Source organism: Filimonas lacunae (assembly GCF_002355595.1).
GTDB classification, from domain to species: domain Bacteria; phylum Bacteroidota; class Bacteroidia; order Chitinophagales; family Chitinophagaceae; genus Filimonas; species Filimonas lacunae.
On record NZ_AP017422.1, the window covers coordinates 6,211,001 to 6,231,370 of the forward strand.

General features: G+C 43.5%; 18 protein-coding genes. 3 read left to right on the top strand and 15 right to left on the bottom strand.

Annotated elements, in window-relative coordinates; all coding sequences use genetic code 11:
- Positions 1-20: 20 nt before the first annotated feature.
- The 6 genes from FLA_RS24325 to FLA_RS24350 form a co-directional block, all read right to left on the bottom strand.
- The gene (locus tag FLA_RS24325; protein ID WP_076375231.1) at positions 21-2,540 is read right to left on the bottom strand and encodes a bifunctional UDP-N-acetylmuramoyl-tripeptide:D-alanyl-D-alanine ligase/alanine racemase; all 2,520 of its coding nucleotides are present in this window, start codon (positions 2,538-2,540) and stop codon (positions 21-23) included.
- An 11-nt stretch (positions 2,541-2,551) separates the two neighbouring features.
- Positions 2,552-4,312, bottom strand: a complete 1,761-nt coding sequence (gldG, locus tag FLA_RS24330) for a gliding motility-associated ABC transporter substrate-binding protein GldG (RefSeq protein WP_076375233.1) — start codon at positions 4,310-4,312, stop codon at positions 2,552-2,554.
- A gap of 2 nt (positions 4,313-4,314) precedes the next feature.
- Positions 4,315-5,031 carry a gliding motility-associated ABC transporter permease subunit GldF gene (gldF, locus tag FLA_RS24335; RefSeq protein WP_231940323.1) on the bottom strand — a complete coding sequence of 239 codons (717 nt, stop codon included), beginning with the start codon at positions 5,029-5,031 and terminating at the stop codon, positions 4,315-4,317.
- A gap of 121 nt (positions 5,032-5,152) precedes the next feature.
- Complete coding sequence (locus tag FLA_RS24340) at positions 5,153-5,503, bottom strand: HesB/IscA family protein (RefSeq protein ID WP_076375237.1); 351 nt, start codon at positions 5,501-5,503, stop codon at positions 5,153-5,155.
- Positions 5,504-5,514: 11 nt separating this feature from the next.
- Complete coding sequence (gene iscU / locus FLA_RS24345) at positions 5,515-5,928, bottom strand: Fe-S cluster assembly scaffold IscU (RefSeq protein WP_076375239.1); 414 nt, start codon at positions 5,926-5,928, stop codon at positions 5,515-5,517.
- Between the two features lie 83 nt (positions 5,929-6,011).
- The gene (locus tag FLA_RS24350) at positions 6,012-7,229 is read right to left on the bottom strand and encodes an IscS subfamily cysteine desulfurase (RefSeq protein ID WP_076375241.1); all 1,218 of its coding nucleotides are present in this window, start codon (positions 7,227-7,229) and stop codon (positions 6,012-6,014) included.
- 117 nt (positions 7,230-7,346) lie between these two features.
- Here FLA_RS24350 and mce point away from each other — a divergent pair, with 117 nt between their 5' ends.
- Positions 7,347-7,754: a methylmalonyl-CoA epimerase gene (gene mce / locus FLA_RS24355; RefSeq protein ID WP_076375243.1), complete on the top strand. Its 408-nt coding sequence runs from the start codon at positions 7,347-7,349 to the stop codon at positions 7,752-7,754.
- On the opposite strand, the gene rnc is transcribed toward mce, so the two are convergent.
- The 4 genes from rnc to FLA_RS24375 form a co-directional block, all read right to left on the bottom strand.
- Positions 7,749-8,456, bottom strand: coding sequence for a ribonuclease III (gene rnc, locus FLA_RS24360; protein ID WP_076375245.1), 708 nt, complete (start codon positions 8,454-8,456; stop codon positions 7,749-7,751). The two genes, mce and rnc, sit on opposite strands and share 6 nt — an antisense overlap.
- A 4-nt stretch (positions 8,457-8,460) precedes the next feature.
- Positions 8,461-9,714 (bottom strand): beta-ketoacyl-ACP synthase II, encoded by a 1,254-nt coding sequence (fabF, locus tag FLA_RS24365; protein ID WP_076377284.1) that lies wholly within the window; start codon positions 9,712-9,714, stop codon positions 8,461-8,463.
- A gap of 96 nt (positions 9,715-9,810) precedes the next feature.
- Positions 9,811-10,047 carry an acyl carrier protein gene (locus FLA_RS24370; protein WP_026751146.1) on the bottom strand — a complete coding sequence of 79 codons (237 nt, stop codon included), beginning with the start codon at positions 10,045-10,047 and terminating at the stop codon, positions 9,811-9,813.
- A gap of 170 nt (positions 10,048-10,217) precedes the next feature.
- Positions 10,218-11,453, bottom strand: a complete 1,236-nt coding sequence (locus FLA_RS24375; RefSeq protein ID WP_076375247.1) for a sterol desaturase family protein — start codon at positions 11,451-11,453, stop codon at positions 10,218-10,220.
- Between the two features lie 98 nt (positions 11,454-11,551).
- Here FLA_RS24375 and FLA_RS24380 point away from each other — a divergent pair, with 98 nt between their 5' ends.
- A complete protein-coding gene (locus FLA_RS24380) occupies positions 11,552-11,980 on the top strand; it encodes a GNAT family N-acetyltransferase (protein WP_076375249.1) in 429 nt (142 codons plus the stop codon).
- A 4-nt stretch (positions 11,981-11,984) separates the two neighbouring features.
- Here the strand turns inward: FLA_RS24380 and FLA_RS24385 are convergent, their stop codons facing one another.
- Both FLA_RS24385 and FLA_RS24390 read right to left on the bottom strand, forming a co-directional pair.
- Positions 11,985-12,467: a YcxB family protein gene (locus tag FLA_RS24385; RefSeq protein WP_076375251.1), complete on the bottom strand. Its 483-nt coding sequence runs from the start codon at positions 12,465-12,467 to the stop codon at positions 11,985-11,987.
- Positions 12,468-12,574: 107 nt separating this feature from the next.
- Positions 12,575-15,922 (bottom strand): vitamin B12-dependent ribonucleotide reductase, encoded by a 3,348-nt coding sequence (locus FLA_RS24390; RefSeq protein WP_076375253.1) that lies wholly within the window; start codon positions 15,920-15,922, stop codon positions 12,575-12,577.
- A gap of 316 nt (positions 15,923-16,238) precedes the next feature.
- On the opposite strand from FLA_RS24390, the gene FLA_RS24400 reads away from it, so the two are divergent.
- Complete coding sequence (locus FLA_RS24400; RefSeq protein ID WP_076375257.1) at positions 16,239-17,000, top strand: phosphoglycerol geranylgeranyltransferase; 762 nt, start codon at positions 16,239-16,241, stop codon at positions 16,998-17,000.
- Between the two features lie 338 nt (positions 17,001-17,338).
- On the opposite strand, the gene FLA_RS24405 is transcribed toward FLA_RS24400, so the two are convergent.
- The 3 genes from FLA_RS24405 to FLA_RS24415 are packed head-to-tail and all read right to left on the bottom strand — an operon-like array spanning position 17,339 to position 20,342.
- A complete protein-coding gene (locus FLA_RS24405) occupies positions 17,339-18,625 on the bottom strand; it encodes a M28 family metallopeptidase (protein WP_076375259.1) in 1,287 nt (428 codons plus the stop codon).
- Between the two features lie 20 nt (positions 18,626-18,645).
- Positions 18,646-19,383: a LytR/AlgR family response regulator transcription factor gene (locus FLA_RS24410; protein WP_076375261.1), complete on the bottom strand. Its 738-nt coding sequence runs from the start codon at positions 19,381-19,383 to the stop codon at positions 18,646-18,648.
- A gap of 29 nt (positions 19,384-19,412) precedes the next feature.
- A complete protein-coding gene (locus FLA_RS24415) occupies positions 19,413-20,342 on the bottom strand; it encodes a sensor histidine kinase (RefSeq protein WP_231940324.1) in 930 nt (309 codons plus the stop codon).
- Between the last annotated feature and the right edge of the window lie 28 nt (positions 20,343-20,370).

Genomic DNA, 20,370 nt, shown 5'->3' on the forward strand with positions numbered 1-20,370 from the left:
TTCAAAGATAATATTATTAATCACTCCTCAATATACACCCGTTTTATGCGTTGCCCTACGGATGTAAGTATTTCATAGGCAATTGTCTCGCTCCAGGCCGCCACCTGCTGTACCGGTAAATGAGCTCCAAACACCTCTACAATGTCATTTTCAGTAACCCCCGGCACATCTGTCACATCCACCATCATCATATCCATGCAAACTGTTCCTACTACCGGCACCAGTTGTCCCTTTACCCACACCTTACCCCGTCCATAGCCCAGCCTGCGGTTATAACCATCGGCATAACCTATTCTTAACGTAGCAATCAGCGAGTCGCGGGTAATTTTCCCTTTCCGGTTATAACTTACTGTTTCCCCAGCTTTTACCTTACGCAACTGTGCAATGGTAGTATTTAACGTACCCACTGTTTGCAGGCTCAGCTGGTGTTCATTGGCACTATCTACCCCATATAATCCAATACCCAGCCGTACCATATCGTACTGTAGCTCGGGTAAACGGAAAATAGCTGCCGAGTTGGATAAATGACGGATAAATGAATATCCCAATCCTTCTTTCAGCAACGCACAACAACGTTCAAAACGGGTAGCCTGTAAATGTGTGAACTCATCATCGTTCGGATCTTCGCTCGATGTAAGATGACTAAACACAGAAGTTACCACCACCTCCTGTTGCTGCTGTAATATGTTTATTAAAGCAGGCATATCCGGTTCTTCAAACCCCAGACGATGCATACCTGTATCCAGCTTAATATGCACCGGATACTGCTGCAATCCCTGTTGTTGCAGAAATTTCAGAAATGCCTTTAGTATAGGAAACGAAAACAGCTCAGGTTCCAGGTTGTATTCTACAATGGTATCAAACGCTGCTTCATCTACATTCATTACCAATATAGGCAGGCTAATGCCGGCCTTGCGTAAATCCACCGCTTCATCGGCATAGGCCACAGCCAGGTAATCTACCTTATGAAACTGCAGCACGTTGGCCACTTCTGCACTTCCCGATCCATAGCCAAAGGCCTTTACCATCGCCATCAACCGCGTACCAGGTTGCAGGCGTTGCTGGTATTGCTTTAAATTATGTGCCAGTGCAGTAAGGTTAATTTCCATTACCGTTTTGTGCACCTGTTGCGATAACATGGCTGCAATACGCTCAAAAGCAAACACACGCGCCCCTTTCAGTAAAATAGCTTCGTTGCGGAAATGTGATACTGACACCTGCTGTAAAAACACATCGGTAGAAGCATATTGTTCCACCCTTGCAGGTAATGCCGCCAATAGCCTTGCATAACCTTGCCATTTACTACCAATGGTTATAATACGGTCAATTTGCTTTTGTTCCAGTATCTGCGCCACCATGCCATAATTTTCCTCTGCTGTAAATGCAGGCAGGTCGCTCAATATCACCGTTCTTTTCAGGTACTGGTTTTGCTGTTGTAAAAACTCTATAGCAATAGTAAAGGAAGTAATATCAAAACTATAACTGTCGTTGATAACGGCACAGTTATTTAAAGCTTCCACCATTTGCAGGCGCATATCTACCTGTTGCAAAGCGGCTATGCGTTTAGCAATAACCGCATCTTCTATCTCCAGGTACAACATCACTGCCCAGCAGGCAATGGCATTTTGTATAGAAGCCGTATCGGTAAAAGGAATGGTAATGGTTTTGTTACTGCCTTTATATATGGCAGTAACGCGGATAACAAAAGGCATGGCTACTGCTTTTACTGCAGTTACAGCGTTATCAGTAACCGTAGTTACCGGCTCCTGTTCAATACCCGTAATGTGTAAGGCATTGCCCTCCTTGCTACCAATAGTAAACAAAGGCAATCCGCTATTTGCTACTGCCTTTGCAACACGTTCATCATCGGTGTTACAAAACAGAATATGTGCATGCTTAAATAATAATAATTTTTGCAGCAGCTTCTCCTCTATACTGGCAAAGCCTTCACTATGCGCTTCTCCAATATTGGTAAGTAATCCGATGGTAGGGCCAATAACTGATTCCAGGGCCGCCATCTCACCAGGCTGAGATATACCTGCTTCAAAAATGCCCAGTGTGTGCTGGCTGTTCATTTGCCATACACTTAAAGGCACCCCTATTTGAGAATTATAACTACGCGGACTGCGTACTATATTAAAATCATCATGTAATAACTGGTACAGCCATTCTTTCACAATGGTTTTGCCATTGCTGCCGGTAATGCCAATTACCGGATAGGTAAACTGCTGCCGGTGCTTTGCTGCCAGTTGCTGCATGGCTTGCAAACTATCAGGCACTACTATATAATCCGCATCCGATAGTTCAGCTGCATCCGGTACATGTTGTACCATAAAGCTTCTTACACCACGCTGATATACATCTGCCAGAAACTGGTGGCCATCACGTAAAGAAGTTTTCAGGGCTATAAAAAGAGAAGTAGCAGGAAAAGAGATCCGGCGGCTGTCCGTTACCAGGTACTGAACCTTCTCAGTCACCTGTCTGTTTTTTACCAACTGTCCGCCGCATAAAGCAGCTATCTGCTCAATAGTATATTCCATAATTCACCTGCTTATGACTTTGAAGCTGCTTGTGTATACATCTTCTTACGCCGCCATTGCAACACCACTCCAAATCCTAACACCAGTAGCACAGGCACTACAATATTCATCAACTGCCAGAAGGTACGCTGTTCTGCCACCTTGTTCTTATCCAGCAGTCGAAGGGTAACATCTTTATTCCTGCTTTCAAATATGCCGCTATTGCTAACCAGGTAATCTACACTGTTTAAGAAAAATTCCCTGTTGGCAAAACGGTAATTTTCAAAAGGCAACATACCCATAGGCATAGGCCCTGTAGTGCTGTTGTTGGCATTGGTTACAATATCGGCATCCGACACTACTATCTGTTTGGTAGGCGTGGCGTTCTCTATAGCAAAAGGCTGGCCAAGTGCGGCGGCTATACTATCTTTCTTGGCAGGTAGTAACCTGTTCGCAAACAGGGAGTGAAAGCGGCCTTCCAGTAACACAGCTACCGGTATCCTGCTTTTCCGAAACGAATTAAAGTCTTCTTCTGTGCGCACACTGTTTAAACTTACCAAAGCAGGAGAGTTGATCACACGGCTGTTGGTATCAGATGCCAGCAATATCGTTTTACGTATACCTGGAGCCTGCACCGTATCTATGCTGGTAGGGAAGATAGGTAACACCCTGTCCAGGTTTTTGGAAATAGGATTTTCGTTGCCCGCAGATAAAAACGGATAATAAGGCCAGGGGATTCTTTGCATACGCGGACTGTTGTCCGGGTTGTATCCTATTACTAATGGAATTTTAGAACAGTTTAAATCCTGCAACAGATCGCCGTTAATGCGCACTCCATATTTGAACAACAGATCATCCAGATTCAGGTTCCTGTCAAAAGCCACAAAGTCGGCCTGACTGCGCATCAGGCTATCCATCTCTGCATACAGCTTATCCACAAACCAAATGATCTTACCGCCGTGCATTACATACTGATCCAGTTTCAGTTTGTCTTCATCCGAAAAAGGCTGTGTAGGCTTTACAATAATCAGCGCATCAATATCTTCTGCACGGGGATAGCCCTGCTTTAAATCAAACACCGCCAGGCGGTAATCGTTACGCAGGTTTTCGCCCAGGTCGTTCACCGTTCTATCCACCGGCTCGCCGTTGCCAATGACATAAGCCACAGACGGTACATATTTGCGGGTGAGTTTATCAATAGCATCTGCAAACTTAAACTCCAGTAAAGCTTCTGCAGCATTGCGTGTAGCTTCTTTATCTTCCTGTGGCACATCGGTGGTTACATTAAAGTTCTTAAACACTTTACGACTGCTGCGCAGGTCAATAGCATAGGGCTGACGATCTTTATAATATACCAAAGCCGAAGGCATTATTACCTGGCTGGTAGATTTGGCATCAGCTGCTTTCACCGTTTCACTTTGCTCAAACACCACCCCTAAACGTGCCAGGCTATCGTATAAATGAAAGCGGGCGCTATCATCCAGGCCTTCACCTGGTTGCTCAAAGGTTACACGCACATAGTTGCCACTCTGGTCGCGAAACTCCGTCAGCAAATCTTTGCTAGCAGCTGCCAGCTTACGGTAATCGGCAGGCAGGTCGCCCGTTAAAAACACTTTTACCGTAACAGGTGTATCCAGTTCGTGCAACAGTTTTTTGGTAGAAGCACTTAAACTAAAACGCTTTTCAGCAGTTAAGTCAACGCGGTAATGTATAGTGGAGGATATACTTATCACAAGCAGGAACGCAATAGCAATACCCACCCATCCATATTTAGAACGTATCAGATTACGCATGATTATCTCTTACTAATATTTCGTTGGGTAATAAGCAAAAACACTACAATAACACTGGCAAAGTATACCACATCACGCGTGTCTACCACGCCCCTGCTAATACTGTTATAATGAAAGTTAATACCCAGCATTTCAATGTAATAGTCCAGCCCGTTTTTAAACACAGGCAGTTTACTCACGGCTTCAAAACCAGTATATAATAAAAAGCAAAGAAAAGCGCCGGTAATAAATGCAACCACGGTGTTGTTGGTAAAGCTGCTGGTGCATATGCCAATGGCAGTGAACACACATCCTAACAACAACAGACCAATATAGCTACCTGCCGTACTGCCTTTATCAATGCCACCTATTACGCTTAGCTGCTGCATGCTTACGGCATAAATAACAGTGGGTAACAGCGCCACCAACATAATGATCACCGCGCCAAAAAACTTACCCCATACAATTTGTGCACTGGATAAAGGCCATGTTTTCAGCAGTTCAAACGTGCCGCTTTTATACTCATCTGCTATGCTGCGCATGGTAATGGTAGGCACCAGGAATAACAATATCCACGGACAGTACGAGAAAAAGCCGCTTAGCGAAGCGTAGCCAAATTCCAGCAAACTGGTGTCGGGGAAAACAAACAGGAAAAGTCCGTTTAACAGTAAGAAAATAGCGATAGCAATATAGCCGGTAAGGCTGTTAAAAAATTGCTGCCATTCTTTTTTGCATATCATCCACATAAGTGTTCCAAAGCTAACGGGTTAGTTTCAGTTTCAGTGAAAGATGCGGTAAAATTTATAACTAAAAAGGGCGTTACCTGCCGGCAACACCCTTTACTATTTTCTGCTGGAAAAACTACACTGAAAAACTTTCTCCGCAACCGCAGGTACGGGTGGCGTTAGGGTTGTTAAAGTAAAACCCTTTACCATTTAAGCCTTCCGAAAAATCCAGTTCTGTATTTACCAGGTATAAAAAGCTTTTTAAATCGGTAACTACTTTAATGCCTTTGTCTTCAAAAACCTGGTCGCCCGGTTTTGACTCGTTATCAAAATCCAGTTTGTAGCTCAATCCAGAGCAACCACCACCTACTACCGATACACGCAAAAAGTAGGAAGGATCGTTACCAACACCTGCTTCGGCCATCAGGCTTTCCACTCTCACTTTTGCTTTATCACTTATAAATAAGCCGTTATCTGTTGCTACCATAATTGTAAATTTTAGTGAATTCTTTCTTCAAATACCAGTTCTTCCAAACCGTTTTTCTTACGATAATCGTTAATTGCTGCCTTAATAGCATCTTCTGCCAATACAGAGCAATGTATTTTAACAGGAGGAAGGTTTAATTCTTCCACAATCTCCATGTTGTCAATTTTCAAAGCTTCGTCCACGCTTTTTCCTTTTAACCACTCCGTGGCCAGGGAAGAAGAAGCGATAGCCGATCCGCAGCCAAAGGTTTTAAACTTGGCATCCTGGATAACGCCATCATCACCTACCTGAATCTGCAAACGCATTACGTCGCCACATTCAGGAGCGCCTACCAGGCCGGTACCTACATTAGCCGCACTTTTGTCTAATGTACCCACATTCTTGGGATTATTATAATGATCAATTACTTTATCTGAATATGCCATAACATTGCTGCTTCTGTCTTTTCTAACCAGACCCTCGCTGCGAAGCCACAGGTTTTATAAAATATGTTCAACTATCACCTAAACTAGTGGTGCGCCCACTCAATGGAATTCATATCCACACCATCTTTATACATTTCCCAAAGCGGGCTCATGTCTCTTAATTTCAGCACCGTGTTACGCACATGCTCAATCGTATAGTCGATCTGCTCTTCGGTGGTAAAGCGGCCTAATCCAAAACGCAGCGAACTGTGTGCCAGATCATCTCCTAAACCTAATGCCTTTAACACATAGCTGGGTTCCAGTGAAGCAGAAGTACAGGCAGATCCGGATGATACCGCAATGGTTTTATTAAAGCCCATCATCAAACCTTCTCCTTCTACATATTTGAAAGAAATATTGCTTACATGTGGTAAACGATGTTCTTTATCACCATTCAGGTAGCTTTCTTCTATTTCCAGCAAAGCATTTTCCAGCTTATCGCGTAAAGCCTGAATGCGTTTGGTATCAGATTCCATTTCCAAACGGCACAGTTCGCAAGCCTTACCCAGACCTACAATACCAGGCACGTTTAAGGTACCGCTACGCATACCTCTTTCATGTCCGCCACCATCCATTTGCGCAGTTACTTTTACACGTGGATTTTTACGCCGTACATATAAAGCGCCTACGCCTTTAGGACCGTACATTTTATGCGCGCTGAAAGCCATGATATCAATACCATCTTTGTTTACATCTACCGGCACTTTACCAACCGCCTGTGTAGCATCGGTAAAAAACAGCACGCCATGCTTGCGGGCAATAGCGCTGATTTCTTTCACGGGCTGTATCACACCTACCTCGTTATTGGCATACATGATAGCAATTAAAACAGTAGTAGGTTTTATAGCAGCTTCCAGTTCTTTCAAATCAATTAAACCTTCGGGGTTTACAGTCAGGTAAGTAACCTCACCGCCTGCTTTTTCTATATGTTTACAGGTATCCAGTACCGCTTTATGTTCAGTAGTAGCCGTAATAATATGGTTGCCTTTAGTAGCATACATTTCAAACACCCCCTTAATAGCCAGATTGTCGCCTTCTGTTGCTCCGGAAGTGAAAATAATTTCTTTCGGGTCGGAACCAATCAGCTTTGCTACCTGTTCACGCGCATAATCCACACCTTCCTCTGCTTCCCATCCAAACGGGTGGTTGCGGCTGGCAGCATTACCGAAGTGCTCGGTAAAGTAGGGCACCATCGCTTCCAGTACCCGGGGGTCCATTGGAGTGGTTGCATTGTTATCTAAATAAATGGGTAGTTTTAACATGACTCAATTACGATTTATCTTCTGCTTAATAATACAAAAATACGTCAATCAGTTGTATTTTGGGAAGCAGCCAAGATTGATAAAATCTATTCCGTATATCGAAAATCTATGCTTCATATGCCAAAAGTTGAACACATTGGCATTGCCGTAAAAGCCCTTTCCACCTCTGTTTCTTTGTTTGAAAAACTATTAAATACTGCCTGTTATAAAACAGAATCTGTTGAAAGTGAGCATGTAAATACGGACTTCTTGCAAAAAGGAGAAACGAAGATTGAGCTATTGGAGAGCAGTGATCCTGATGGGGGGATTGCCAGGTTTATTGCACACAAAGGCGAAGGCATTCATCACATTGCCTTTGAAGTCAGAGATATACAAGCAGAAATGAACCGTTTACAGCAGAAGGGCCTCCAATTGCTGAATACGGTTCCTAAAAAAGGAGCAGATAATAAACTCGTATGCTTTTTACATCCGGCAGGCACCAATAGTGTATTGGTAGAACTTTGCCAGTCTATTGCACCATTATAAGCCCAGCTTTTCAATGGCCAGCTGAGCAGCAATCTGGCTGGCATCTTTTTTATTAAACCCTTTACCCTGCGAAAGTACTTCACCATCCAGCACGGCAGCAATGGTAAACACCCTTCTGCCGTTCTCCATTTTTTCGTCAGCGGTATCAAACTCCAGTATTTTGCCATTTTTACTGGCCCAACCTATCAGTTTGTTTTTAAGGTTAATATCAATTTGCTCCAGGTCATCCACAAACAAATGCGGTAACACAATACGTTGCAGCACCCATTTCTGAGTGCGCTTGTATCCTTTGTCAAGGTACACAGCCCCTACCACCGCTTCGAGCGTGTTACCAAATATCTGGCTACTCTTTAACGAACCATCAAACTTGTTGTAAATGGTTAGTCGTTTAAGCCCCATTTTTAGCGCAATATCATTCAATTGCTGCCTGTTAACCATCTTGCTACGCATTTCGGTTAAAAAGCCTTCTCCCCTGTAAGGATACCGTTTAAACAGGTAGTCTGCTATAATAGTGCTTAACACAGCATCGCCAAGGTATTCTAACCGCTCATTGTTTTCCTCCGGGCCTTCTTTCACGCTCCGGTGGCTTAGTGCAGTACGGTACAGATGTATGTTACCAGGTGTAACACCCAGCACATTCGTTAGCTGTCCTTCAAACGATTGCTTGTCCTTCTTTCTAAATAATCTGTTAATGAATTGCACGAACTCAAGCTACATATTTTTTCACTATCAGCGAAGCATTATGCCCGCCAAATCCAAAAGTGTTGCTCAAAGCTGCATTAACAGTGCGCTTTTGTGGCTTCCAGAAAGTGAGGTTTAAGTTTGGATCCAGGTCTGGATCGTCAGTAAAGTGGTTAATAGTAGGCGGTACAATATCATGTACCACACTCATTACACAGGCAATGGCTTCTATTACCCCGGCAGCACCAAGCAGGTGACCGGTCATAGATTTGGTAGAGCTGATGTTCATGTTATAAGCATGCTCTCCAAATACAGCTTGTATTGCTTTTACTTCTGCGTAATCGCCTAAAGGCGTAGAAGTACCATGTACATTAATGTAATCAATGTCAGATGCTTTCATACCGGCATCATCTAAAGTAGCCAGCATTACATTTTTAGCACCCAACCCTTCCGGATGTGGGGCTGTAATATGGTGTGCATCGGCAGTGGCACCAGCACCACCAAATTCGCAATAAATACGTGCACCACGGGCTAAAGCATGTTCCAGTTCTTCCAGAACCAGGATACCAGCGCCCTCTCCCATTACAAATCCGTCGCGGTCTTTATCAAAGGGGCGTGAAGCAGTTTTAGGATCGTCATTACGCTCGCTTAATGCTTTCATTGCGTTAAACCCGCCCACACCTGCTTCGCTCACCACACTTTCACTTCCTCCGGCCAGAATAATATCAGCTTTACCCAGGCGTATCAGGTTAAAAGCATCCATCAATGCATGGGTAGAAGATGCACAGGCAGATACAACAGCATAGTTAGGACCACGAAAACCGTGTCTCATAGAGATCTGACCAGCTGCAATATCCAAAATCATTTTAGGGATAAAGAAGGGATTATACCTGGGAGTTCCATCTCCTTTAGCAAACTCCATCACTTCATTCTGAAATGTGATAAGGCCACCGATACCACTGGAAAAAATAACTCCAATACGATCGGCATTCATGGTATCCTTATCAATACCAGCGCTTTTTACAGCTTCATCACTAACTACCAAAGCCGTTTGTGCAAAACGATCAATTTTGCGGGCTTCTTTCTTATCCAGGAATTGCGTTGGCTCGAAATCCTTCAATTCACAGGCAAACCTAGTTTTAAACTTGCTGCAATCAAATGCTTTGATATAATCGGCCCCGGATTTACCATTCAGTAATCCATCCCAATATTCTTCCAGATTATTACCAATTGGTGTTAATGCTCCGATTCCGGTTACTACTACTCGTTTTAATTGCATACGGTTATGCCCATGTTTGAAGTGATAAATCCGCCCCAGGTCGCCGTTAAGCATCCGTCAGGCGGATCAAATAATATCGCAAAGAACGGTTTCCCGTTACTTGGCATGCTCTTCCAGATAAGCCACTGCCTGACCAACAGTGGTAATAGTTTCGGCTTGCTCGTCAGGGATAGAGATGTTGAATTCTTTTTCGAACTCCATAATCAGCTCTACGGTGTCTAAAGAATCGGCACCCAGATCGTTGGTGAAGGAAGCCTCGTTGGTTACTTCAGCTTCATCTACTCCTAATTTGTCAACAATGATCTTCTTAACTCTTGTTGCAATGTCTGACATTTTGAAAAGTTTTGTTACAGGCGCAAAAATATAATTTTTGACAAATAAGCAAGCTTTTAAGCCACTTTTGTTTTTGCGGTGAATAAATGACCGCATTTCATTGCAATGTGTACATTTTTTTTCACATTACATTCTCTGGAAATCCCTTTAAACAAGGGTGTTCATACACTTTACCCCTGCTGTTCATCCACAATATCAAATAAATACCGGCAGTAATAATTTTGTATGGTTCGGAAGAAACAGACAGCAACACCAGCTAAAAACAGCAGCACAGTAACCGTTATTGTTTCCTGCACCAGGTAACCAATGCCACCCAACACAATAATCAGCCGTGCATATTCCAGGTAAAACACCCACTTTTTCTGTTCCAGTATTGCACCTGTGTTAATAAGTGATACTATAATAAAAGCCGAGAAAATGGTAAGCTGGGCAACAGACAACCACTTTTCTAATAAACTCACCGCAAATAATAATAGTAACGACACCCCGGTTTGTACAATAATATAAGTATGCTGCGCCTTATTATTTTTAGTTCGGGCAGGTGGAGCCGTAAAAAATAGCTTTTCCAGTTTGTCACGATTGGCGGGATCTATATTATCCGGTTTCCCGAAAATAATTTTCCAGCACTCCTTCACACTGCGGGCATGTAATAAAGCATATCCTATTTCCAGCATAAAATGAAAATGCTGCCATAAAAAGCTATGACGTTCCAGTGGCTTGGTAAGTCCATAGGTAATTTTAACAGAATCTCCCTCTTTTACAAAAGTGCCAAACAACTTATCCCAGATAATAAGCACATCCCCATAATTCTTATCCAGGTACTCTTCATTGCTGGAATGATGTACGCGGTGATGTGAGGGCGTTACAAACAGGTATTCTATCCATCCCAGCTTGCCAATGGTTTGCGTGTGGGTAAAAAACGGGTATAATCCGTGAATCAATAAAAACAGCGTGATCATTTCAGGCGGAAAACCGATCAATGGCAATACCGACCAGAACAAACTGCGCACCACCGCCTGGAAAATGGTAATTCTTGCCGCCACTGTAAAATTAAAATCCTCACTCTGGTGGTGCACCACATGCACCGCCCAGAAAATATTCATTTCATGCGCCAGCCGGTGATACCAGTACCACACCAGGTCGGTAAATAAAAACAACAGCACCCAGGTATACCAGTGCGGGGTAATGGAAAACAGGGCAAAATGCTTATATATATAGGTAAACAGGTAAAAAAACAATCCTGTAGTGAACACATCCGTTAACCGTTCGGCAATGCCCACATTTAAATTGGCGATACTTTCTGCAAAAGAATGGTGGTTTAACCCCTTTTTACGGCAATGCCAATATTCTAAGCCAATAAAAAACAAGAAAAAGGGTACAGCAAGCCCTATTACATTAATGCCCATATCTAACAGTTGTTTAGTCTACCATAAATGTAGAGTAAATTTTTATAAGCAGAATCCGAAAAATGATCCTTAACTTGAAATTTTAACAGCATACATGTATGGCTATCAGAATAATCGATCACGGCTCTAAAGAGTACCAGCAAATGATTAATCTGCGGCACATGGTTTTACGTAAACCCCTTGGCCTGGATTTTTCTACAGAGGAATTAGCAAAAGAAAAAGATGATATACTGATTGGCTGTTTTGACGAGGACAAAATGGAAGGCTGTTGCCTGCTTACCGATAGCGGTAATAAAATCATTCGTTTGCGCCAGATGGCAGTACTGTCAGGATTACAAGGCAAAGGCCTGGGCAGGGTATTAATGCAATACGCCGAAAACATTGCACGCGACCGCGGATATCAAAAATTATCTATGCACGCCCGTAAAACGGCAGTAGGCTTTTACGAAAAGCTGGGCTACCGCATTACAGGCGATGAATTTACAGAAGTAACCATACCTCATTTTGAAATGGAAAAGGTACTGTAAACAATTATTTACGCATAGTAGTAAGCTTGTTATTCAATAGCCCACGCAATTCGTGGGTAAACTCAGGTGTCATCGTTTCTTTGGGAATCAGGAAAAACTGCCTGGAAGTAAAATACAGGTGAAAGAAATGCGGGCTTTCAAAAAAGCCGGAAAACTGGCTCCATTCCCACTGAACCTGTCCTTTTTCATTTTCAAGTTTCAACCCCTGGCCGGTAAAAAAGATAGTAAACTGGTCCAGGAAGGTGCTATTGCGCCTGTATATAGTATAAGGTAAAATAAACCAGAACGACAGCATCATGAATATCCAGATGCATGACCCCAGTAAAAAAGGCTCGGGACGAATTTTCTTAGAATAAAAAAGTATCGCAGCAATAATAGCAAAAACGTTTACCAATATTACCATGATCCTGATTTCTGCACGGGACATAAAATGATAACGTAATCCCTGTATAACCTTCTTCTTGTCGTACGAAAAACTTACTTGCATAGGAGAATAAAGAGGTAAAAGTAAACCTATTTTATAAAAAAAGAGGTGCCTTTTACAGGTCACCTCCTACTGGTCATATGCAAATACATTTAACAATTAGGATGGCACTAACTACAGCCCATACTGTTGCCACAGTTCAAACATTTGTAACACGTGCCACTTCTTACAGTAATATGCCCGCAGGTGTTACAGGCTGGAGCATCACTTTGCATGCTTTTAGCCGCCGCATTCACCGCGTCTAATCCGGCACCTGCTTTTGCAACAGCTTTCGCCACTTTATTAACCGGGGCAGGGGGCTGCGCAGGAGCTGTTACACGCACACTGCTTAGCTCAGGTTTTTGCAATTCTTCCCAATCTTCTTCCTGCGGCATCATATGCACCTCGGGCTTGTCCAGAACATGCACCAGATCGGTACGCCCCAGGTATTCATACGCCAGCGCACGAAATACAAAGTCAACCAGCGAAGTAGTGGTTTTAATATTGGGATGGTCTACCATGCCGGCCGGCTCAAAACGGGTAAACACAAACTTCTCTACAAACTCTTCCAGTGGCACCCCGTACTGTAACCCCACAGAAATAGCTATGGCAAAACAGTTCATCAGGCTACGCAGGGTAGAGCCTTCTTTAGCCAGATCTATAAATATTTCACCTAATGTGCCATCGTTATATTCTCCTGTATGAATAAAGATGGCCTGACCATTCACCTTGGCTTTTTGTGTAAATCCTCTGCGCTTGGTGGGTAAAGTTCTTCTTTCCACAATACTGGCCAGCTCGCGCTTTAAACGTGTATCGGGCGATGCCTGCACGCGCTTTTGCACTTCTTCCAGCAGCTCTTCTATGGTTAGTTTGCCCAAATCAACAATAGTGGAGGTTTCTGCTGCCGGTCTCACGTCTGCTGGTGCCGCAGTAGTTTCTTCTGTAGTATCAGTCTTTTTCTTCTTGTCGCTTTTGTTGCTTAATGGCTGTGATAATTTAGAACCATCCCTGTACAAGGCATTCGCCTTTAAACCCAGTCTCCAGCTTAACAGGTAACAGTCCGCTATTTCATCTATAGATGCTTCATGTGGCAGGTTAATGGTTTTGGAAATAGCGCCACTTAAAAAGGGCTGACACGCTGCCATCATACGAATATGGCCATGTGCATGAATGTAACGTTCTCCCTTTTTTCCGCATTTATTAGCACAATCAAATACCGCCAGATGCTCAAGTTTTAAATAGGGTGCCCCTTCCACCGTCATGGTACCACATATATAATCATTAGCCGCTTCCACCTCAGCATCGCTAAAGCCCAGTGCTTCCAGCATATCAAAATTCCAGTCGTTGTATTCGTCTGCTGTAAAACCCAATCGTTCCAGACAAGCTTCCCCTAATGTAAAACGGTTGAATATAAAACCTATTTCAAAAGCGGATTTGGCAGCTTCGTTCAGCTTTTTAATTTCCTCAGCTATCAATCCTTTTTCACTTAACGATTGCGGATTGATAAAAGGCGCTCCCTCAAAACTAGCGGCACCAACTGCATATTTTATTATAGCATTGATTTCTTTTTCACTATAGCCCAGGTGCTTTAATGCTACAGGCACTGATTGGTTGATGATTTTAAAGTAACCACCACCTGATAGTTTTTTAAACTTCACTAAAGCAAAGTCAGGCTCCACACCTGTGGTATCGCAATCCATTACCAGCCCGATGGTTCCTGTAGGTGCTATTACCGTAGTTTGTGCATTGCGGTAGCCATGTTGCTCCCCCAAACGCACCGCATCATCCCAGGCGCGGGTAGCAGCTTTCAATAAATAGTCCGGACAATGAGCCGCTTGTATACCCACTGGTTTTACACTCAGGCCTTCATAGGCTTCTGCAGCATCATAAGCAGCTGCACGGTGGTTACGCATCACACGCAACATATCCTTTTTATTCTCTTCATATTTGGCAAAAGTGCCCAGCACTGCTGCCATCTCTGCTGAGGTTTTATACGAAACACCTGTCATAATAGCCGATACAGCACCGGCTATGCCACGTGCTTCATCACTGTCGTAAGGAATACCGCTTACCATCAGCACCGTACCCAGATTGGCAAAACCTAAGCCCAGTGTGCGATAATCAAAAGAAAGCTGTGCTACTTCTTTGGAAGGAAACTGCGCCATCAGCACAGATATTTCCAGCACTACCGTCCACAAACGGCAGGTGTATTCAAAACCCGTTACATCAAACTGGCTTGTTGCCGTATCAAAAAATTTGATCAGGTTAGCCGAAGCCAGGTTACAGGCGGTATTATCGAGGAACATGTATTCCGAGCAAGGGTTGGATGCATTAATACGTCCACCCTGCGGGCAGGTATGCCACTCATTGATAGTAGTATCATATTGTGTGCCGGGGTCAGCACAACGCCAGGCTGCATAGGCCACCTGGTTCCATACCTCACGGGCAGGAATCCTTTTAATAACCCTGCCATCCATTCTGGCTTTCAGTTCCCAGTCGCCATCTTCTTCCAGCACTTTAAAAAACTCGTTGGGTATGCGTATAGAATTGTTAGAGTTTTGCCCGGCCACGGTCATATAAGCCTCGCCCTCGTAACTGTTGTCATATCCGGCAGCTACCAACGCAGCAACTTTCTTCTCTTCTTCTACCTTCCAGTTAATAAACTCCATTATTTCCGGATGGTCCATATCCAGGCAAACCATTTTAGCCGCCCTGCGTGTAGTGCCACCGCTTTTTATAGCACCCGCTGCCCTGTCACCTATTTTCAAAAACGACATCAGGCCCGAGCTGGTGCCACCGCCACTCAGTTTTTCACCCGAGCCACGTATAGCCGAATAATTGGTGCCTACACCCGATCCATATTTAAAAATGCGGGCTTCCCGTACCCACAAATCCATAATCCCCCCTTCATTTACCAGGTCGTCACTTACCGATAAAATAAAACAGGCGTGTGGCTGCGGCCGCTCATAGGCGTTTGTAGATTTTTTCAGTTTACTGTCAGCAGGGTCTACATAATAATGCCCCTGCGCTTTGCCGGTAATACCATAGCTTTCGTGCAGGCCCGTATTAAACCATTGCGGGCTATTGGGCACGCAGGCCTGGTTTAAAATGCTATACACCAGTTCGTCATAAAACACCTGGGCATCGGCCGGCGAAGCAAAATAACCATAGCGCTCGCCCCACACTTTCCAGCAGTTAGCCATGCGGTGCGCCACCTGTTTCACACTGGTTTCGCGCCCCGTGCTGCCATCTGCCTGTGGCACCCCGGCTTTTCTAAAATACTTTTGCGCCAATATATCCGTGGCTATCTGGCTCCATTGCTTCGGAACCTCCACATTTGTCATCTCAAACACCACTTCCCCATTGGGGTTGCGAATAACACTGGTACGGTAATCATATTCGAAAAGATCGAACGGAGAAACTCCGTCGCGGGTAAAGCGCCTCTCAAATGGAAGCCCTTTATGTGCTTGTTTGGCCATGGTAACAACTGTTTAGTACGGTTAAGAATTTCACGGTTTAGAGGTGAATACGAATTTAACTTTCTGCTTGCATTTTTCCCGGTGGCAGATATCAACACCTGTGGAAAAGGATCAGGTACCTTGCAATGGCACAAACCCGGCACCACATTTGACGCATTTTTCATGCAACGCCGCCAATAATATTGGTGTCTAATTAGGAAAAACAACGCATTTTTGCTATTATTTGGAAGATTGCTGTTACTGTCATACTAATATTAGTTGATTGACTTTCAGAGATTTTTCCTTTTTTTTGCAACGAGCACCTATACCAAATGGCATGAAGCATAAGCTGTACGATCAATTCGCAGAAAGAAAAAAACTAGGCCGTAAATCATTCACGGTGCTGATTGATCCGGACAAAGTAGACACACCTAAGCTGGACCAGCTTATCAATTTGTCTGTTGATGCCGGCGTCGATTACTTCTTTGTAGGAGGAAGCCTTGTTATAGATAATAATCTGGATGAATGCATCCAGCAGATTAAGCAGGCTTGTGATATTCCTGTTGTCCTGTTTCCTGGTTCCCCCTCACAGGTTAGCAAATATGCCGACGCTCTTTTATACCTGTCACTCATATCCGGGCGTAACCCCGAATTATTAATAGGCCAGCACGTGATCAGCGCTCCGCTGGTGAAAAAAAGCGGGCTGGAAATTATTCCTACCGGCTATATGGTAATAGACGGCGGCGCCCCTACTACCGTTTCTTATATTTCCAACGCCACCCCTATTCCTTCCGACAAAAGCGAAATTGCTATGTGTACCGCTATGGCTGGTGAAATGCTGGGTATGCGCCTGGTATATATGGATGCCGGCAGTGGTGCTAAACGTCCTATTTCGGAAGTAATGATAGAAAAGGTGGCCAAACACATTGATTCACCGCTTATTATAGGCGGCGGCATCATCACTCCCGAAAAAGCCTATTTAAACTGTAAAGCCGGGGCAGACGTAATTGTGGTAGGTAATGCTATAGAAAAAGATGCTTCTTTAATTAAAGAAATGAGTGATGCTGTACATCAGTTAAACACAGTATCCTCTCTCTAACCTTTTTATTGTAAACGGATTATATCAGGCGGGTTTTCTCTAAAAAAAGCCGGAAGAGTAGAAACAATTCCGGGTATATATTCATGAGAAAACTAAACTTGTATACTTTATTTTATACTACAGTTGGCTACATTGTACAACAATGCAACCAACTATTATTTTGCAATAAAATAAAGGGAGTATTATTAATTAAATATTATGGCAGCATCCGTGGCCAGCACCATCATCAGTAACTCGTAATTGTTACGCTTGTCACTGAATCTTTTGTATGGAAAGTCTGGTTGCAGATTAATTGTATTTATGACAAAAATAAGGGTAAAACTTATATAAGTTACTCCCTATTTTAAGTCGGCCGTATTTACTCTCGATGGCGTATCTGTTCCTTTGATGATAGAGGTGCTGCTAATAGCAATAGCCTTAATTACTTCGGTCATATTCTCAATATCCAATGTACTCACCTCATCGCTCAGTTTGTGATAATTAGGTTCGCTATCCATTTTAGATGTAGAAATAGTGTGCGCCGGAACACCTAAACGTGCCAGGGTAGCATTATCCGAACGGTAAAACAACTGCTCGGCAGTGTATGGGTCGGGATGAAAAGAAAAAGCAGAGCCCTTCAGGTTTTTCTCCAGTATAGCTCCCATATCCGTTTTTTCATAACCGGTAATATAAGCACTGTTTTTACCCCATTTAGATTCAGTACCAATCATTTCAATATTGAACATGGCTGCCACTTTATCCGGGTTGTATTGTTTAGAAAAATACTGCGAACCAAAACCTCCGATCTCTTCGGCTGTAAAGGCAGCAAAAACAATAGTGCGTTCATTATTATGTAGTTGCTTAAAGTAATTCGCCAGCATAATCACAGCTGTAATACCTGCTGCATCGTCATTGGCGCCGTTGTAAATGCTATCGCCATTTTCAGGTTTATCTGTAACACCCAGGTGATCGTAGTGGCCAGAGAAAATCACATACTCTTCTTTCTTGCTCTTGCCGGGTAATACACCTACCACGTTCATCAGCTCAATCTCTTCTACTTCCTGCACCACTTCCAGTAAATAGGTTTCAGGAGCAGCATCTGCTAACACAAAAAGCACATCAGGCGTATTGGCAAACAGCTTGCTTTTAAAGTAGTTGAGTCTTTTAAAGTTTTTGGCAAAGCTGTTATCAACCCACACAATATAGTTTTTGCCGGATTGTACAAAGCTCATAGCCTTTGCACCCAGGTTATCACCGGCAGCAATTTTGCCTGTTTCGTAGCCAGACTTTTCATTTACCTGCAGCATACGCTTGGGAGTGATGGCAATTAACTTTTCTGTTTCCAGCTTAGAGCCACCTAACACAATATTGCTGCTTCTTACTTTGGCTTCTACCATAGCAAACTTTTGCAGATAACCATTCTTACTATCGGCAGGCTGCAACCCGGCTTTCTTAAATTCTTCCGCAATAAACAGGGCCGCCTTGGTGTTACCGGGTGTACCCGTTTTACGCCCCTTCATGTCGTTGCTTGCCAGTGTATTTTCTATACGCAGCGCTTCTTTGCTGTTAATAATCACATCAATGCTTTGCGCAAAAGAAAAAAGCGATCCCGCAATAAATGCTATTACAATAATCAGTTGTTTCATGCTTTTGGTTTATTCCTGTTTTATAAGCTCATCATTTCTTTAAACTTCACCGTCTGGCGGCGGCTCACTTCAATCTTCTCTCCTCCTTTCAGTTCCAGCAACAGTCCTCCGTTAAAATAAGGTTCAATACGCTCTATCCAACGCAGGTTAATAATATGCTTACGGTTGGCACGGAAAAAAGTACGCTCGTCCAGTCGCTCTTCCAGGGCATTCAGCGATTTTAAGATCAAAGGTTTGTTAGTGCCAAAAAACACCTTGGCATAGTTACCCACGCTTTCAAATAATCGTATCTCGCCCAACTTTACAAACCAGCAGCGTTCACCGTCTTTTACAAACACCTGGTCTTCGTCGGTTAAAGCACCGCGGTTTACAACACCACCATGCTCTTCCGATTTTTCCTTATACAACTCGTCGTGCAGTTTACCCACGGCATCGGCCAGGCGCTTAGGCTCAATAGGTTTTAACAGGTAATCCAACGCATTTACATCAAATGCCTTTAAAGCATATTCATCATAAGCGGTGGTAAAAATTACATGTGGCGCACGATCCAGTCCCGACAATAAATCAAAACCCGTTTTGCCGGGCATTTGAATATCCAGGAATATCAGATCGGGATTGTGCTGTTCTATCTTTTCAATGCCCTCATCTGCATTCGAGGCCTCGTCAATAATTTCAATGTTGGGATATTCCTGCAATAGTTTTCTCAGTTCATTTCTTGCCAGACGTTCGTCGTCTACAATAATAGCTTTAACAGACATACTCTATTAATATTATTTACGCATTCAATTTATAACGTATGCACCGGGAAAATTAACTTGGCTTCCACTGTGCTGTCATTAATACTTTTTATTTCAAAAGAGGCCTTTGCCCCAAACAACAACCGCAACCGGTTATAGGTGCTGGCCAAACCAAACCCTTCGCCACTTACCACACCTTCCAGCCTGCCGGTATTCTGCACTATTAATTCGTGATGATCTTCTCTGAAATCAGAAATGATTTTAATTAACCCACCGTTCACCTGTTTACTGATGCCGTGTTTAATGGCATTTTCTACCAGGGTTTGTAACATCATAGGCGGCACCGGCTGGTCTAAAGTGTCTTCGTCAATATCATACTCCACCCGCAAACGTTCTTCAAACCGTATATACTCCAGGGCCAGGTAATCTTTTACTATATTCAGTTCCCTTTCCAGGGGTGTGGTTTCCATTTTCTCTACCTGCATGCTGCTGCGTAGCAGGTTACTCAACTCTGTAATGGCGGTTCGCGCCCTGGCCGGATTTTCATCTACCAATGCCCGGATACTGTTCAGTGCATTGAAAATAAAGTGCGGATTGATATGTGCTTTAATCGTCTTTAACTGCAGCTCCTTCACCAGGCTTTCCAGCCTTATTTTATCCAGCTTTTCCGTCCTGTTTTTAACTATGTAATGATACGTAAAATAGATGAGGTTCCATATTAGCAGGATCAATGAGGTGCCATAAGCCGCCTTTAGCAGTTTATTAACAAAGGGGCTATGCACATTTCCATCGGCATCAAAACCTATCAGGTTTTCTGTAAAAATGCTCAGGAAAGCGTATAAAAAGGAGAACAATACTGCCGTGATAAACAAATAAAAAATCTGCCTGGCCAGCACCAGCCGTAACACGCCCAGCTCACGAATAAAAAAACGCATGATATGCGTAACTACCACACCCCAGAATGCTTCCCAAAACAACATTCGGAAGAAAAGTGGATCAGCCTTAGTG

Excerpts from the sequence above, each read along its gene's own strand:
- FLA_RS24325 (WP_076375231.1), bottom strand. The coding sequence starts at position 2,540 with ATGGAATATACTATTGAGCAGATAGCTGCTTTATGCGGCGGACAGTTG.
- gldG (WP_076375233.1), bottom strand. The coding sequence starts at position 4,312 with ATGCGTAATCTGATACGTTCTAAATATGGATGGGTGGGTATTGCTATT.
- gldF (WP_231940323.1), bottom strand. The coding sequence starts at position 5,031 with ATGATATGCAAAAAAGAATGGCAGCAATTTTTTAACAGCCTTACCGGC.
- FLA_RS24340 (WP_076375237.1), bottom strand. The coding sequence starts at position 5,503 with ATGGTAGCAACAGATAACGGCTTATTTATAAGTGATAAAGCAAAAGTG.
- iscU (WP_076375239.1), bottom strand. The coding sequence starts at position 5,928 with ATGGCATATTCAGATAAAGTAATTGATCATTATAATAATCCCAAGAAT.
- FLA_RS24350 (WP_076375241.1), bottom strand. The coding sequence starts at position 7,229 with ATGTTAAAACTACCCATTTATTTAGATAACAATGCAACCACTCCAATG.
- mce (WP_076375243.1), top strand. The coding sequence starts at position 7,347 with ATGCCAAAAGTTGAACACATTGGCATTGCCGTAAAAGCCCTTTCCACC.
- fabF (WP_076377284.1), bottom strand. The coding sequence starts at position 9,714 with ATGCAATTAAAACGAGTAGTAGTAACCGGAATCGGAGCATTAACACCA.
- FLA_RS24370 (WP_026751146.1), bottom strand. The coding sequence starts at position 10,047 with ATGTCAGACATTGCAACAAGAGTTAAGAAGATCATTGTTGACAAATTA.
- FLA_RS24375 (WP_076375247.1), bottom strand. The coding sequence starts at position 11,453 with ATGGGCATTAATGTAATAGGGCTTGCTGTACCCTTTTTCTTGTTTTTT.
- FLA_RS24380 (WP_076375249.1), top strand. The coding sequence starts at position 11,552 with ATGGCTATCAGAATAATCGATCACGGCTCTAAAGAGTACCAGCAAATG.
- FLA_RS24385 (WP_076375251.1), bottom strand. The coding sequence starts at position 12,467 with ATGCAAGTAAGTTTTTCGTACGACAAGAAGAAGGTTATACAGGGATTA.
- FLA_RS24390 (WP_076375253.1), bottom strand. The coding sequence starts at position 15,922 with ATGGCCAAACAAGCACATAAAGGGCTTCCATTTGAGAGGCGCTTTACC.
- FLA_RS24400 (WP_076375257.1), top strand. The coding sequence starts at position 16,239 with ATGAAGCATAAGCTGTACGATCAATTCGCAGAAAGAAAAAAACTAGGC.
- FLA_RS24405 (WP_076375259.1), bottom strand. The coding sequence starts at position 18,625 with ATGAAACAACTGATTATTGTAATAGCATTTATTGCGGGATCGCTTTTT.
- FLA_RS24410 (WP_076375261.1), bottom strand. The coding sequence starts at position 19,383 with ATGTCTGTTAAAGCTATTATTGTAGACGACGAACGTCTGGCAAGAAAT.
- FLA_RS24415 (WP_231940324.1), bottom strand. The coding sequence starts at position 20,342 with ATGTTGTTTTGGGAAGCATTCTGGGGTGTGGTAGTTACGCATATCATG.